The following is a 14,859-nucleotide window of genomic DNA, read 5'->3' as shown; positions in this document are numbered from 1 at the left end:
TGCCCCTCTCGGGGCAACCACACGAGAATACCATCACAGTGGCGTCCTCATGAAATCAAGGTGGTCAGTACGAGTACCGACCGGCGTTCTTGTTGAGCCAGGGCATCGGATCGATGGTCGAACCGTTGACGATGAGCTCGAAGTGCAGGTGTGCGCCGTAGGAACGGCCGGTGTTTCCGGTCTTGCCGACGATGTCGCCGACCTTCACGGTGTCGCCATCTTTCACCTGAAGCGACCCGTACTGCATGTGCGAGTAGTGGCTGGTGATCTTCTGGCCGTCGATGATGTGGTCGATGTAGACCGTCACACCGAAGGCGCCGCCCTGCTCGGTCGCTGTGCGAACGGTACCGTCGGCGATGGCCTGGATGGGAGCACCGTTGCCCGGCACGAAGTCGATGCCTTCGTGGAGGCGTCCGCTGCGCATCCCGTAGCCGTAGCTCATGCCGACACCGACCAGGAAGGGCCACTGGATCGCAGCTTCGGGGTCGTTCGTGAAGATCTCGTTGGAGTAGTTGATGCCCTGTTCGGCGGCGACCTCGACGAGCGAGATGGTGCTGAAGTCGTCGGAACGCGCGAGCGACTCGTTCTCGACACCGGAGGGAGCGACGAATGCCTGGATCTCGTCTTCACCAGCACCGTGCGCGGCCGCAGCGGACGCGGTCGTGAGCGAGATGGCCGCGACGGCGCCCGGGCCCTGAGCCGCGGCGACAGCTTCGGCGGGGAGGGTCATCGAGACGGCGAGGAGACCGGCGAGGCTCATGACACCGACCGTTGCGCCGAAGGCGAGGAACTTGCGCGTGCCACGGTGACGGCGCGGGGCGACATGCGACGCCGTGCCGGACTCGTCGGTTTCGGCCGTTGCGGCGGTTTCGTCGGCCTCTTCCGGTGCGGAGGAGGCGCTCGATGCGGTGAAGGCTGGTGCTGTCGACGCCGAGCCCATGGCGCGGAACGCACGTGACGCGCGGTCGAAGGCGTCTGAGTCGTTCCTGGCGTCAGCGGTCGAGTGGTCGGCTGCCTCGGCGTCCGCAGCCTGCGCGGCCGGGCCTGCCGGCATCTCGATCGGGCCGGTGAACACGACGGATTCCGGTGCAGCGGTCGACTCGGAGATCTCCTCGGTGATCTCGACGAGCTCTTCGACCTTCTCGGTCGCCAGGGGCGCATCGGATGCTTCGGCGACGATGTCGGCAGGAGCATCGTCGACCCGCGCGAGCGGAGCGTCAGCGATGGGCGCGTCGACGGTCAGCCGCTGCCGGGCGGCACGACGGGAAAGGGGAGCGACCGCAGCGAGAGCGACGATGGACTCGGCCGTCAGGGTCGGCTCGGTCGTTCCCGCCGCGGGGGCCTCAGAGGCCGCAGTGCGGAGTCGGCTTGACCGGCGCGTGGGCACAGGGGCAGCCTGGAAATTCTCGAAGGGCAAAACGTTTCTCTCGGTCGTGCGTCAAACTCAGAGGCGCTGGGGCGACTTCCATCTTCGGGGGATGAAAGTAACGATCGGATAAACCCTACCCGGATCCGCCTGAGAATGCCATGAGTCGGTCAGAGGTTTTTGTCAAGGCGCTTGAGCAAGTCCGTATGCACCTGCGTTCCCCCGGCGATCAGCATCGGCCGAGGCGAGTCCGCGTCGAGGCGCGAGACTCTTCCGCCCGCTTCGGTGACGAGGAGCGCCCCCGCGGCGAAGTCCCACGGGCTGAGGCCCCGCTCGAAGTAGCCGTCGAGGCGGCCAGCCGCCACGTAGGCGAGGTCAAGGGCCGCCGAGCCCGACCGCCGCAAGTCCCGCGCCATCGGCATCACCTGACGCACAGTCGCGATGTCACCGTCGTGGGTGGACGGGTCGTACCCGAACCCCGTGGCGAGGAGCGCACCGGCCGGCGTGTCGGATGTCACCGCGAGGCGAGTCTCCCCCAGCCAGGCGCCGTGACCACGAGCGGCCGTGAACATCTCGCCGAGCGCCGGTGCGTTGACAGCCCCGGCGAGCGCTTCCCACGCCGCCGGATCCGGCGTTCCGCGTACCGCCGCGATGCTCACGTTGTAGGCGGGCATGCCGTAGGCGTAGTTCACCGTGCCGTCGATCGGGTCGACCACCCACGTGATGCCGCTGCTTCCCGGCTCGGCGGCCGACTCTTCTCCGAGGAATCCGTCATCCGGTCGCGCTGCGTCGACGCGGGCTCGAATCAGCGCTTCTACCTCGCGGTCTGCATCCGTGACGATGTCGGCCATAGTCGACTTGGTGGCCGCGAGATGCACGCCTTCGTGCCGACGTCTCCGCGCCAGTTCGCCCGCCTCCTTCGCGATCTGCGTGGCGAGATCACGAAGCTCGAGTTCGAGGGTCACGGCGCCGGGTGGTGAGGGGCCGGCGGCTGCGGTGCGGGAGGAGGCGGCGGGAACGACCAGGAGTCGGCTTGTGGCGGCGCCGGTTGCTCGGCGGCTGCTGGGACTGCCTGCGGGGTTGCGAACCCCTGAGGCGCAGCAGGCGCCGGAGGCGTGTGCGGAGCGGCCTGTGCCTGCGGCGCGACCCGCCCCTGCGGCGCGACCGGAAGTGACTGCTGAGGCTGGGGGATGCTCGGGTAGCCGGTGTAGTACGCGTTCCAGTCGGGTGTGGCGTCCGGGAGCGCAGGAAGAGGTGTGATGCCGTCGGCGTAGGTGGGCCAGGCGGGCGCGGCGGCGATCGTCGGCGACGCGTTCCTCGGGCGTTTCGGCGCGAAGAGTGCGTTGAGCAGCGGGATGAGCGTGGTTCCGACGGCGGCCAGGATCGTCAGGGCGACCACGATGCGCCAATACAGCTCGCCGTAGTCGAAGCTCTGGGGGAAGGAGAGGAAGAAGACGAGCAGGCCCACGAGCCCGGCCAGGAACACGAGCGTCACGATGTAGATGACACGCGTGAAGGTGGTGACGTGACGCTTCGCGGCCGGCGTGAAGAGCCGTACGTGCAACAGGGCCAGCTGCAGGATGCCGATGACCAGCAGGAGCTGGAAGAACCTCTCGGCGCCGGAGAAGTAGCCGTCGTCTTCGGGCAGCCAGATCTTCACCGCGCCGACGAGGAGGGCGACGATCCACGTCACCATGCTGGCGAGAGCAAGCCAGTCCGGCCTGTTGGGCGCGAGTCCTGCTTCGAGGATCGCGATTCCCGCGAATGCTGCCAGCAGCACGATCGTCAGGAACGCTCGACCGATCAGGCCGTCTTGGTCGCCGATCAGCACCCAGACGACGCAGACCAGGGCGGCAGCGATCAATGCGCCGATCGCGATCCAGATCGCTCCTCGGATGAGCAGCGACATGTTCTTGTTGTCCCCCTGCGTCGACTGTTGCGGGGAGAGTTCAGAATGGGACACAGTAGTCCTCTCGTTGAGCGGCGATGCCTTCATCCTGGCACGCGGGAGGCGGGTTCCCCCCGTCATCCAAGAGACTGAGGAAAATCCTTGTCGCTTCACCATCGGTGGAGGAGAGGTCAGCCGGCCTTCTTGGCGGATGCTGCGGCGAAGGCGGCGACCCGCGCCCGCGCATCCGGGGTCTCCAGTGCCGCCCCGATCGACCGCGCCTCCTCGCTCAGCTGCTCGGCGAACGATCGCTCCGGCCGCGAGCGGATCAGACGCTTCGCCTGCCCGTAGGCATGTGCGGCCCCGGCCAACCAGAACCGGGCGATCTCCTCCCCGCGGGCGCGCACGAGTTCCGCCTCGGTGGCAGCATCCGCCCCCTCGACGGTCTCGGCAACGAGTCCCCAATCCACCGATTCCTCAGCGGTCAGCAGACGATCCTGCAGGACGAGCTGAAGAGCCCGGCGCTGACCCACCGCGTGGGCGAGCTGTGCCGTCACGGACAGGTCCGGAGTCAGGCCGATGTTCGCGTAAAGGCTGCCGATCCGGGAACGCGACCCGACGACGGCGTAGTCGCTCGCCAGCATGATGCCCAGGCCACCGCCTGCCGTCGTCCCGTGCGCTGCGACGACGACCGGGACTGCGGATTCGGTGAGGGAGCGGATACCGGCATTGATCACCTCGGCGAGCGCGGCGATCTCGCTTCCGGATCCACCCATCGTCGTCGCCATGTCGATCACGTCGCCGCCCGCACAGAAAGCAGGCCCTGACGCGTCGATCAGAATCGCCTTCACATCGGGACGCGTGGTCGCCTCGGCCGTGGCGTCTTTCCACGCATGTGCCAGATCCGCGTTGAATGCGTTGAGCCGGGCCGGGCGGTTCAGCGTGAGCCGAGCCATCCCCTCTTCGACGGTGAACAGGACGGCATCGCTCATGGCTTCTCCTTCGAGCATGGGACGTGTGGGTCCAGCGTAACCGCGATCAGTCCTGCGCCCAGACCCGGGAGGCGAAGGCCTCCATCCGCCGTCGGGTCCCGTCGAGCCGGAAGTCGACCTGGCCCGCAGGACGGACCTCGTTCGGAGCGAGCGGGTGAGCCAGCCGCACATTCTCATGGCAGGACAGATCAGTGCACAGGTAGGTGCCGACCGAATCACCCCGCCGTCCCGCCTCACCGGCACGCCGGGCAGCGAAAAGCCCCACCTGATTGCCCGGCTGCATGGTACGGCAGACGTTGCACATGCCCGAACGCCCGCGCCCCGGTCCGGTTGCACGCAGAACCACACCGATGACCCCGCCCTGGTTCTGGACGAGCACGTAACCACGATCGCCCGCCCCCGGATCACGCCAGGCGAAGAAGTCCAGATAGTCCCAATCGACCAGGAGGAAATCGTGCGGCATCTGCATCACACGCAGCTGATCGTCGTCGGCGTTGACGAACGACGCACGGACTTCAGCTTCTGTGAGCGCTCGCATCGACCCAGTCTATGAACGACGTCGCTCGACCACGGAAACGATCAGACCGAACGCATCATTGTGGGACGGAGGTGTCCGACGCACGAAGAAGGGCTCCGCAGATGCGGAGCCCTTCTTCAGCCTGTCTGTGGGTTGTTCGTGAAACTCGTTCGTCCCCTACATTCCGAAGCCCGCGGGAGAGGGTTGGAAACGCGATCCTCCGCGGTCTTCGAGATAGTCCTCCGCGCTTGCTCTGGCGTGTCGACGACACAGTACTGATTGCCAGTCTCGACCCCCCGCCCGCAAACGAACGCGCCCGAGCGTCGGTCGCGTTCGCGCTGCCCTAAGGTACCCGAGAGGAGGAAGATCATGGCGCGCAGAACTCGGGAATCTAAACGAGATGAAGTAGGTCACTCGACCCCGACCGTGGGGCCAGTCGTCGAACTTGGTAGGAACCTCGCGGTCGACTTAAAGCACCCGAGCATGTCACCGCAGTGGAGGGCGATTGATTCGCGAGCCGTCGATGAGCCGTTTCGTTCATATCAATCAGAGCTGGAACCGCTCTACCGCACCAAGGTATACGCGTGGGAGATCGGCCTCTACCTCGCTCACTTCGACGGTCTTGTCTCGGCCTTCTTCAACCGCGACCTCGCCCAGGCAATGGCTGTGGCGCAGCGCTCGGCCGAGGCGCACCCCGAAGAACTCTCGACTCGCTATGTAGTTGAAGATGCAATCCGCAGGCATTGCTCCTGCTGGGACTATCTGTTCCAGATCCTTGTGCACTTTCTCGGGCTGCAGGACGGTGTGCTCCCACAGCGTCGCGACAAGGAACGCCTAGCCTCCATGGTGATGTTCGATTTGGATTTCCCTGCGGATCACGGGATCACGCATGTCCGCCAGACGCCGAAGGACCGGCAGGAGGCTTTGCGAGCGTTTCGCCGGATCAGGAAGACGGTCGAGTTCAGCGACAAGGGTTCTCGAGCGGATCGGTTCTTCAAGCGGGTGAGGATGCAGTACGCGCCCTCCGAATGGCTGAGCGAGGTGAAGCGTCTCTTGAGGACGCCTTCGGTCCGGGAGATCCACGATCTTCGAAACCAGATCACTCACGCGCACCCACTCACGGCGCAGATGTATCCCTCGTTCGACTTTGGCGGTGTCCCTGGACCTGGCTTGTCCTATCGGAAGCCCGCGAATGTCGTGAGCCTGATGAGCACTCTCAACGCGGCCCACTCGAACCTTGAGCGCGCTGTCCGTGTGGCTCGCACTGCCATCGTTGGGTTCGAGGTTCCGAACTCGAAGGGCAACGCCGGGGTCCGGTTCGAGGTCGACGAGCTTGCTTGTGCTGATTGCGGCGAACGAACCTTCCTTCCAAGGCTGATGCCTCCATCCCACAATCGTTTCTGTCGGCTGTGCGGAGCAAACGAGGATCGGCTTGAATGCACAGCCACCACGCCCGTTCCTCAACCGGTCTGGTTCGACATGCTCCGAGAAAGCACAACAGACCTCCAGAAGTTGAAATCGCCTCCGGCGAAATGAGTCATCAGCTTCCGCGTCTCATTGCTCAGCCTGGCACTGCCGCTATGCCCCGTGTCCTTCAGCGATGAGGATCGCATCGATGAGTTCCTGCTTACGACCTTTGCCGTCGAGATCGTGCATATCTATCGCCAGTTTGCGAAGCTGCGGAACCGTCATGCCATCCAGAACGGCGCGACGTCTTGTCTCAAGGACAGCGGGTGACGGTCGCCGCAGCGCGCGCAGCCTCATTACTTGGTCCCGACCGGCGTCGGTGAGCACCCAGTAGCGGTTCGAATCGCTCTGCGTCCGTCTTTTGATCCCACGAGCGATGAGGTCGAGGGCGAAAAGCTGCACGATCACGTCGTTGACGCTGCTGTCGTCAACGACGCGCTTCGAGACAGTGTCGATTTCATTGGGCCAGTTCGCCGGCTGGTCTCTGGCGAGGTCGAAGCCCAGATCGTTCAGATACTTCGCAACTTCGGTCTCCGACGCTTCATCGAGAAGCGGAGGGCCGACGTGTTCCAAGATTTCGTTCCACGACGTGTCGAACTCCAGTCGCCAAATCCACGACTTGCGCCGATAATCCGAAAGACCCTTGTCCGAGGTGGCCTCGCCTTTCAAAGGCTCTCCGCGCGATGAGCGCGGCAGGAATGGGCAGGCCGGCTCTCAGGAACCAGCACACCTGAACAACGTCATCGACACCGAGAAAAAGTTGATTCGGCCAGGTAGTGGGCGCGGCCCTCGGGTCCCATGTTCCGCCCAGCTTCGTTCGGAGACGATCTGTTGCCGGGATGACCGACAACGCGCCCCACGCACGCGCGGGCAACAGTTCGGGCGTTGCTTGCATAGCGTCGTATCGGCGTTGCGCGAACGCGAGGAGCGCGCCGCCGAACAGTTCGGGCCGTTTGCGTGCTGCCCACTCGAGGCTTTTCATACGAGGAGTGAGTTGGAAGACAAGTTCTTTGCCTTCCGGAAGCGCCCCTTGTACCGCCGGTATCTGCGCGCCCTCGACGAACTCCCCGTACTCGGTGTGCTCTCCGTACATGACCCGATGCTCCCACAGGCCTTCGGCCGCGGATCTCGTGACGGACGGTTATCTGGCCCGCTCTTGGCGGAGGTCCAACTCGGGCGCGCGGCTCGCGTAGTCCGGTATGTGCACTCGGTGGAGGAGAGCACCGGTCATCGGAACTCTCCTCCGGGCGAGATTCAGCTTGACAGAGCCTCGAGCACGTCTGTGACTGTGTCAGCGGGCGGAGCATCAGCCGTCAGATCGAAGTCAACGGCTACCCGGTGGCGAGCATCACTTGCCTCAATCGTCGCGACCCCATCGCGTCGCGAAATTCGGTGAAACACCACATCGGGCTTCATGACGATGCCGTTCGGGGCGAGTACACCGAAGTTGTACAGCGTCTCCGCCCACCAGAAGTTCTCCGTCTTGAACCGGGGGGCCCACTCCAGGCTCGGGTTTGCGACGACCGTTTCGCCAAGGACTGCGGAAATGGCCTCAGCCATCTCAGTCCTCGACGCTGAGGGGGGAACGGTCAGCCGGGCCCCTGTCGTCAGAGTCACCTCGAGCTCGGCGGGGCCGAGGTCGATCTGCTGCAGCAGACCTTGCTCAGGTCGGACGTTCTCCAGTGTGGAGAACTCGATGAGGGCGTCGCGCCACAGCGCGACATCAGACGGATCTCGATGGAAGCTTGTCATTGGTTCAGGGCATTCTTGACAAAGTTGGGGCAGGCGCCGGTGATCCCTTCACAGTACGCCGTGACGACGCCATATGTGCCAGCGCTGTCGTAGTAGCGGAAGTCGACAATGGTGCGAACGGTGACGGTGCGGATCACCTTGCAGTTGCCGCCCAGCCAGTCGCACTGGATCTCCTTGGCCGCGAGTCGATACCGCCAGGAAGTGCCGGCGTCGAATGTCCGGGTCGCGCGCTGAGTCACAACTCGGGGCGTGGTGTAGGTCAGGTTGTGCTTGGTCAGGATCTTGTTGTACGGCAAGCTCCGCAGGACAACTTCCCGGTTGCCGGAGTCGCGCCAACGGAAGAGCACGTTGTTGGTGGCTGCGGCCTGAACTGCCGCTGGAGCCTCCTGTCGGAAGGTCACAGCGGGTGCCTTGGTCGCGGTTCCGGCATCCACGTCGACACCGAGCACGGCCAGTTCCTCGGTCGTGACATCAGAACCTGCCCCCTGCCCCACATCGCCCAGCACCGAGAATGTCACTGTGTCGTTCGACGGCTCATCGACCGCCGATGCGTTCGCGGGTGAGCTGACTCCCACCATCAGGAGTACGGCTGCTGATGCGAGGGCGAGCACCCGGTATCTGCGGATCTGAGTATTGGCCACGAAGACTCCTTCTTTGTTGCGAGACAGTTGATGCTTGTCACGTACCGGTCGGTTGCGCTCGCGCGCTACGGTCGTCCACGCTACGTGTCGCCAGCGCGGCCGTTCAGCCGCCCGTCGGAAACCTCTTCGCGCCACCAACAAGTTCCTTACAGACGTATCTGAGGTCGCTGACTAGCTGTTCTTCCCCGTGAGGTTGTGAACGCGGTCTGAGGGTGTTTGGCCGCCGATGCCGGTGTGGGTCTGTGGTGATTTGTAGTGATGGAGCCAGTCGACGTAGGTCGCTGATCGGGCGTTCTCGCTAAGGTAGGTCGTCGAGTATGCCCATTCGGTCGCGAGGGTGCGGTTGAAGCGTTCGACCTTGCCGTTGGTTGGCGGTCGGTAGGGGCGTGTCCATCGGTGCTGGATCGTTCCCAGCGCAGCCGCGAAGTCTGATCCCCATCCTCAATAAGCCGAAGCGTCGGGAAGCCCTGCACCAACAAGACCCGCACCAGCTTCGACATCACTGACGACGGCAAGTTCGGCCAGCACTACCAGTACGGCACCGACGAGTGGGAAGCGATGTTCGGCTACGCCCGCTCCCAAGTCGAGTCCGCGAACGACTACGTCAAAGACTCCGCGACCTTCGCCCTCGCACAGCCCGGTAGGCGACGCATGCGCGGCCGCGCCGCCCAAGGGTTCCTGCAAGTGATGACCATCGCCGCCGCCAACCTGCAGCGCATCCGCGACTTCCTCCTCGAACGAGATGAACGAGCTGGCGAAGTCGAAGACGGCATCACCCCGCCTGTCGCACGCACCCGTCGCAGCCGACGCACCTCCGCACGCACCCGCCTCAAGCTCCGCGAAGCGCGCCAGGCCCGACGAAGTAGACGCGGGCCCGCGCGGACCTAAACGCGCGCCTCACTCTCACCGACACATCTCTCCTGGCAACACGGACGGCGCGAGCGTGCCCAGATGACGAATAGTCGGCTCGAAGGACATGGCGCGGCGCACGCGCAGAGCTCCCAGAACGACTGTGAGGAGCGGAAGAACGAAGAACGCCCCCGATGCGGGGGCGTTTTTCTTTGCCTTGCGAGTTTCCTGGATAACTTTCACGAGATCCACGAACAACTCTCTGTGGCGAGTGAGGGATTCGAACCCCCGAATGCGATGCAGTCTGATTTACAGTCAGATCCCTTTGGCCGCTTGGGTAACTCGCCAGAGCACACCCGTCCGACTTGAACAGCCAACCGGGGGCACGATGGTCAATCATACCCGTCAGACGCGGCCGGATGAAATCGAACGCTCAACTCCCGAAGACGCCGCGCTCCGCCTCCGCGAGGGACTCCGGCGTGCGCAGCAGACCGCCCTCGGCCCGGCACGTCGCGGCGGCGACATCCATCGCGCGTTGGAGCAGCTCGCGCCACTCCTCGAGCGCTGACGGCGCCCCCGACACCAGGCCGGCGGCCACCGCTGCGAGGGTGGCGTCCCCGGCACCGACGGTGTCGACGATACGACCCGGCAGCACGGAGATCGGAACGGCCGGCGCACCGGCGTCGGTCTCCAGCGTGGCGCCGTCCGCGCCAGCCGTCGCGAGCACGGCACGGACGCCGAGCTCTCTGAGGCGCGCGCGCAGCGCATCGAGACCCGTGTCGTAAAGCATGGTCGCATCGTCGGCGCCCACCTTCACGATCTCCGCATCCGCGGCGACGCGCTCGAACCCGCGCACGAACTCCGCGCGATCGCTCAGCATCCCACTCCGAGGATTGGGGTCGATCGCCAGGCGAACACCGGCCACGGCGTCAGCCAGCGCGTCGACCTCACCCGGAACGTCGAACGGGAAACAACTGACGGCGACGAGATCGGCTGTCGCGATCGCCGCCCGCGCCGCATCCGAATAGCGGATGCTGCGCCGCTGCGCCGCCTCATTGAAGACGTACGCCGGCTCGCCGTTCGCTGCCCGCTGGACGACCGCGCGCGATGAGCCGTGGGGCGCGGGGCTCTCGATCAGTGCGACGCCGTGATCGACGAGGTACTCGCGGATATGAGCGCCGGCCACATCGTCACCGACCATGGCGATGAGAGTGGTCGTGACACCGAGACGCCGAAGCCCGACCGCGACGTTCAGCGCCGCCCCGCCCACGAGTTCACGTACACCGGACTCGTCACGGATCTCATCGATCAACGCGTCGCCGATCACGACCGCGCTGCCGGCTGGGGAGGACTCGATACTCATCCGCCGACCTTATCGCAGCGTCTCCTGCGGACACGACGAAGGCCCCGAGGCGAACCCCGGGGCCTTCGTGCAGTCACGCCTCAGTATCAGTTATAGGTACCGGGGGTGATGTCGTCCGTTGAGAACGCGTCGAAGTCGACATAACCGAAGTCACCGTCTGCGTACGCGCCGTCGGATGCGAAGATCCGGTTCGGGTAGCGCTCGCTCTTGGCTTCTTCCGTCGCCTCGACCGTGACGTCACGGTACTTCGAGAGACCGGTTCCGGCGGGGATGAGCTTACCGATGATGACGTTCTCCTTGAGACCGACCAGCGGGTCACGCTTGCCCTGCATCGCAGCCTCGGTGAGCACGCGGGTCGTCTCCTGGAAGGAGGCGGCCGACAGCCACGACTCCGTCGCAAGCGACGCCTTCGTGATACCCATCAGCTCCGAGCGACCGGACGCGGGGCGCTTGCCCTCTGCCACAGCCTCGCGGTTGATCGCCTGGTAGCGCTTGAGGTCGACCATCTCACCCGGGAGCAGAGTCGTGTCGGCGTGATCGACGACCGTGACCTTGCGGAGCATCTGACGGACGATGACCTCGATGTGCTTGTCGTGGATCGGCACACCCTGCGAGCGGTAGACGCCCTGCACGCCGTTGACGAGGTAACGCTGCACCTCGCGGGCGCCCATGACACGCATGACCTCCTTGGGGTCGAGCGTTCCCACCAGGATCGGCTGACCGACCGTGACGTGCTGCCCGTCCTCGACGAGGAGAGTCGCACGACGCAGGACCGGGTAGATGACAGCCTCGTCGCCGTTGTCGGGCGTGAGGATGACCTTCTTGGCCTTGTCGGTCTCATCGATCGTGATGCGGCCGTCTGCCTCGGCGATCGGGGACGCACCCTTGGGGGTACGAGCCTCGAACAGCTCCTGCACGCGGGGAAGACCCTGCGTGATGTCATCCGCCGATGCCGAACCACCCGTGTGGAAGGTACGCATCGTCAGCTGGGTACCGGGCTCACCGATCGACTGTGCCGCGATGATGCCGACGGCCTCACCGATGTCGACCGTCTTACCGGTTGCGAGCGAACGGCCGTAGCACTGCGCGCAGACACCGACGGCGGAGTCGCAGGTCAGGACCGAGCGCACCTTGATGGTCTCGACACCCGCCGCGACCAGCTTGTCGATGAGCACGTCGCCCACGTCGTCACCAGCGTCGGCGAGAACCTCGCCCTTGCTGTCGACGACACCGGAGGCCAGGGTACGAGCGAACACCGAGTTCTCGACGTTCGCATCGCGGACCAGCTCACCCTGCGAGTTCGGAGCGGCGATCGGGAGCTCGAGGCCCTTCGACGTGCCACAGTCCTCTTCGCGGATGATGACGTCCTGCGAGACATCCACCAGACGACGGGTCAGGTAACCCGAGTCGGCGGTACGCAGAGCGGTGTCGGCCAGACCCTTACGGGTACCGTGCGTCGCGATGAAGTACTCCGCCACCGACAGACCCTCGCGGTACGAGGAGATGATCGGACGCGGGATGATCTCACCCTTGGGGTTGTTCACCAGGCCTCGCATACCGGCGATGTTCCGGATCTGCAGCCAGTTACCACGAGCGCCCGACGACACCATGCGGTTGATGGTGTTGTCTTCCGGGAAGTTCGCCCGCATCGCGGTCTGAACCTCGTCGGTCGCCTCGGTCCAGATCTTGATGAGCTCCTGACGACGCTCCGAGTCGGTCGTGAGACCCTTCTCGTACTGCGACTGGACCTTCGCGGCCTGCTTCTCGTAGCCCGCGACGATCTCCGCCTTGTTCGGCGGCGTGAGGATGTCGCTCAGGGCGACGGTCACACCGGAGCGCGTGGCCCAGTAGAAACCGGCATCCTTGATGCGGTCCAGCGATGCAGCCGTCTCGACCTTGGGGTACTCCTCAGCCAGCTTGTTGACGATCTGCGACAGCTTGTTCTTGTCTGCCTGCTCGCGGACGAACGGGTAGCCCTTGGGCAGCGTGTCGTTGAAGATCGCCTGACCCAGCGAGGCGTCGACGAGACCATGACGCTCGTAGCCCTCGGGAGCGTCGCCCTCGAGGAACGTCAGACCCGGGATGCGGATGCGGACCTTGGCCTGCAGGTCGAGGGTTCCCTCGTCCTTCGCCAGGATCGCCTCGCCGACCGAACCGAATGCACGGCCCTCACCGGCTGCGCCCGCCTTGACCGTGGTCAGGTGGTGCAGGCCGATGATCATGTCCTGCGAAGGCAGGGTCACCGGACGGCCGTCAGACGGCTTCAGGATGTTGTTCGACGCGAGCATCAGCACGCGGGCCTCGGCCTGAGCCTCGACCGACAGCGGCAGGTGCACGGCCATCTGGTCACCGTCGAAGTCGGCGTTGAACGCCGCGCAAACGAGCGGGTGAAGCTGAATGGCCTTGCCCTCGACGAGCTGCGGCTCGAACGCCTGGATGCCCAGACGGTGCAGGGTGGGTGCACGGTTGAGCAGCACCGGACGCTCGCGGATGATCTCCTCGAGCACGTCCCAGACCTCGGGACGGGTGCGCTCGACGGCGCGCTTGGCCGCCTTGATGTTCTGCGAGTGACCGAGGTCGATCAGGCGCTTGATGACGAACGGCTTGAAGAGCTCCAGAGCCATCTGCTTGGGCAGACCGCACTGGTGCAGCTTCAGCTGCGGGCCGACGATGATGACCGAACGGCCGGAGTAGTCGACGCGCTTGCCGAGCAGGTTCTGACGGAAACGACCCTGCTTGCCCTTGAGCATGTCGCTGAGCGACTTCAGGGCGCGGTTACCGGTACCGGTGACCGGACGACCACGGCGACCGTTGTCGAACAGTGCGTCGACGGCCTCCTGCAGCATCCGCTTCTCGTTGTTGACGATGATCTCGGGGGCACCGAGGTCGATCAGACGACGAAGACGGTTGTTGCGGTTGATCACACGACGGTAGAGGTCGTTGAGGTCGGAGGTCGCGAAGCGGCCACCGTCGAGCTGCACCATCGGGCGCAGCTCCGGCGGGATCACCGGGACGACGTCGAGAACCATGGCGGCCGGGCTCATACCGGTCTCCAGGAACGAGTTGACGACCTTCAGGCGCTTGATCGCGCGGATCTTGCGCTGACCCTTGCCCTCGGAGATCTGCAGGTGCAGGCTCTCGGCCTCGGCGGCCAGGTCGAACGCCGCAAGGCGACGCTGGATCGACTCGGCGCCCATGTAGGCCTCGAAGTACTGACCGAAACGGTCCTGCAGCTCGTGGAAGACGTCATCCTCGGGGCGCAGAGCGCCGACCTCGAGGGTGCGGAAGTCTTCCCAGACCCGCTCGAGCTTGGCGATCTGTTCGTCGGCACCCTTGCGGATGAGCGACATCTCCTTCTCGGCGGCGTCCTTGACCTTCTTCTTCGCGTCGGCCTTGGCACCCTCAGCCTCGAGAGCAGCGAGCTCCTCTTCGAGGCGAGCGAGGCGCTCGGCGATCTTCGAGTCACGACGGTCACCGAGCGTCTTCAGCTCGAGACGGATGTTGTTCTCCTGCGTCCCGAGGTCACGGTGACGAGCATCCTCGTCGACCGAGATGACCATGTAGGCAGCGAAGTAGATGACCTTCTCGAGGTCCTTCGGCGCCATGTCGAGCAGGTAGCCGAGACGCGAGGGAACACCCTTGAAGTACCAGATGTGGGTGACCGGAGCGGCGAGCTCGATGTGACCCATGCGCTCACGACGGACGGAGCTCTTGGTGACCTCCACGCCGCAGCGCTCGCAGACGATGCCCTTGAAGCGGACACGCTTGTACTTTCCGCAGGCGCACTCCCAGTCACGGGACGGGCCGAAGATCTGCTCTCCGAAGAGACCGTCCTTCTCCGGCTTCAGGGTGCGGTAATTGATGGTTTCGGGCTTCTTGACCTCACCATACGACCACGCGCGGATGTGGTCTGCGGTGGCCAGGCCGATGCGAAGCTCATCGAAAGTGTTTGACTCGAGCACTGATTCTCCTGTGTCGGAATTCTTTTGAGAAGTCTGTCGCCGGCACGCTCAGGGACGGATCC

At 64.8% G+C, this 14,859-nt stretch carries 13 protein-coding genes, 1 tRNA gene and 1 pseudogene; 2 read left to right on the top strand and 13 right to left on the bottom strand.

The genetic code is table 11. From position 1 onward, the window contains the following. Positions 1-64: 64 nt before the first annotated feature. The 5 genes from D7252_RS09615 to D7252_RS09595 form a co-directional block, all read right to left on the bottom strand. A complete protein-coding gene (locus D7252_RS09615) occupies positions 65-1,387 on the bottom strand; it encodes a M23 family metallopeptidase (protein ID WP_259461078.1) in 1,323 nt (440 codons plus the stop codon). 149 nt (positions 1,388-1,536) lie between these two features. Next, on the bottom strand, positions 1,537-2,331 hold the full coding sequence (locus D7252_RS09610; RefSeq protein WP_120775187.1) for an inositol monophosphatase family protein: 795 nt from the start codon (positions 2,329-2,331) through the stop codon (positions 1,537-1,539). Then, positions 2,328-3,329 carry a hypothetical protein gene (locus tag D7252_RS09605; protein WP_120775186.1) on the bottom strand — a complete coding sequence of 334 codons (1,002 nt, stop codon included), beginning with the start codon at positions 3,327-3,329 and terminating at the stop codon, positions 2,328-2,330. Before D7252_RS09605 ends, D7252_RS09610 begins: the two co-directional genes overlap by 4 nt. Before the next feature lie 116 nt (positions 3,330-3,445). After that, positions 3,446-4,246, bottom strand: a complete 801-nt coding sequence (locus tag D7252_RS09600) for an enoyl-CoA hydratase/isomerase family protein (RefSeq protein WP_120776893.1) — start codon at positions 4,244-4,246, stop codon at positions 3,446-3,448. Positions 4,247-4,292: 46 nt separating this feature from the next. Then, a complete protein-coding gene (locus D7252_RS09595; RefSeq protein WP_120775185.1) occupies positions 4,293-4,784 on the bottom strand; it encodes an FBP domain-containing protein in 492 nt (163 codons plus the stop codon). A gap of 462 nt (positions 4,785-5,246) precedes the next feature. Between D7252_RS09595 and D7252_RS09590 the strand changes: the two genes are divergently transcribed. After that, positions 5,247-6,299: a hypothetical protein gene (locus D7252_RS09590; RefSeq protein ID WP_147406721.1), complete on the top strand. Its 1,053-nt coding sequence runs from the start codon at positions 5,247-5,249 to the stop codon at positions 6,297-6,299. 42 nt (positions 6,300-6,341) lie between these two features. Here D7252_RS09590 and D7252_RS09585 read toward each other — a convergent pair whose 3' ends face one another. From D7252_RS09585 to D7252_RS09570, 4 genes and pseudogenes are all read right to left on the bottom strand, one after another. Then, a complete protein-coding gene (locus D7252_RS09585) occupies positions 6,342-6,899 on the bottom strand; it encodes a Rho termination factor N-terminal domain-containing protein (RefSeq protein WP_120775183.1) in 558 nt (185 codons plus the stop codon). A gap of 585 nt (positions 6,900-7,484) precedes the next feature. Then, positions 7,485-7,790: a hypothetical protein gene (locus D7252_RS19830; protein WP_147406720.1), complete on the bottom strand. Its 306-nt coding sequence runs from the start codon at positions 7,788-7,790 to the stop codon at positions 7,485-7,487. Between the two features lie 188 nt (positions 7,791-7,978). Then, entirely contained in the window at positions 7,979-8,623 is a 645-nt protein-coding gene (locus D7252_RS09575) for a hypothetical protein (protein WP_120775181.1), read from the bottom strand. Positions 8,624-8,794: 171 nt separating this feature from the next. Further along, positions 8,795-9,049: pseudogene (locus D7252_RS09570) on the bottom strand (integrase core domain-containing protein); the annotation flags it as partial. Positions 9,050-9,181: 132 nt separating this feature from the next. On the opposite strand from D7252_RS09570, the gene D7252_RS09565 reads away from it, so the two are divergent. After that, positions 9,182-9,511: a hypothetical protein gene (locus tag D7252_RS09565; RefSeq protein WP_120775180.1), complete on the top strand. Its 330-nt coding sequence runs from the start codon at positions 9,182-9,184 to the stop codon at positions 9,509-9,511. A gap of 15 nt (positions 9,512-9,526) precedes the next feature. On the opposite strand, the gene D7252_RS20050 is transcribed toward D7252_RS09565, so the two are convergent. From D7252_RS20050 to rpoC, 4 genes are all read right to left on the bottom strand, one after another. After that, positions 9,527-9,724: a hypothetical protein gene (locus D7252_RS20050; protein WP_183055250.1), complete on the bottom strand. Its 198-nt coding sequence runs from the start codon at positions 9,722-9,724 to the stop codon at positions 9,527-9,529. A gap of 13 nt (positions 9,725-9,737) precedes the next feature. Next, positions 9,738-9,819: transfer RNA gene (locus D7252_RS09560), tRNA-Tyr, on the bottom strand. An 86-nt stretch (positions 9,820-9,905) separates the two neighbouring features. Beyond that, entirely contained in the window at positions 9,906-10,835 is a 930-nt protein-coding gene (locus D7252_RS09555; RefSeq protein ID WP_120775179.1) for a PfkB family carbohydrate kinase, read from the bottom strand. 86 nt (positions 10,836-10,921) lie between these two features. Beyond that, on the bottom strand, positions 10,922-14,797 hold the full coding sequence (rpoC, locus tag D7252_RS09550; protein ID WP_120775178.1) for a DNA-directed RNA polymerase subunit beta': 3,876 nt from the start codon (positions 14,795-14,797) through the stop codon (positions 10,922-10,924). Positions 14,798-14,859 lie beyond the last annotated feature (62 nt).

This window comes from Microbacterium sp. CGR2, assembly GCF_003626735.1.
Lineage (GTDB): Bacteria > Actinomycetota > Actinomycetes > Actinomycetales > Microbacteriaceae > Microbacterium.
This window is presented reverse-complemented; position numbering and strand designations above follow the sequence as displayed.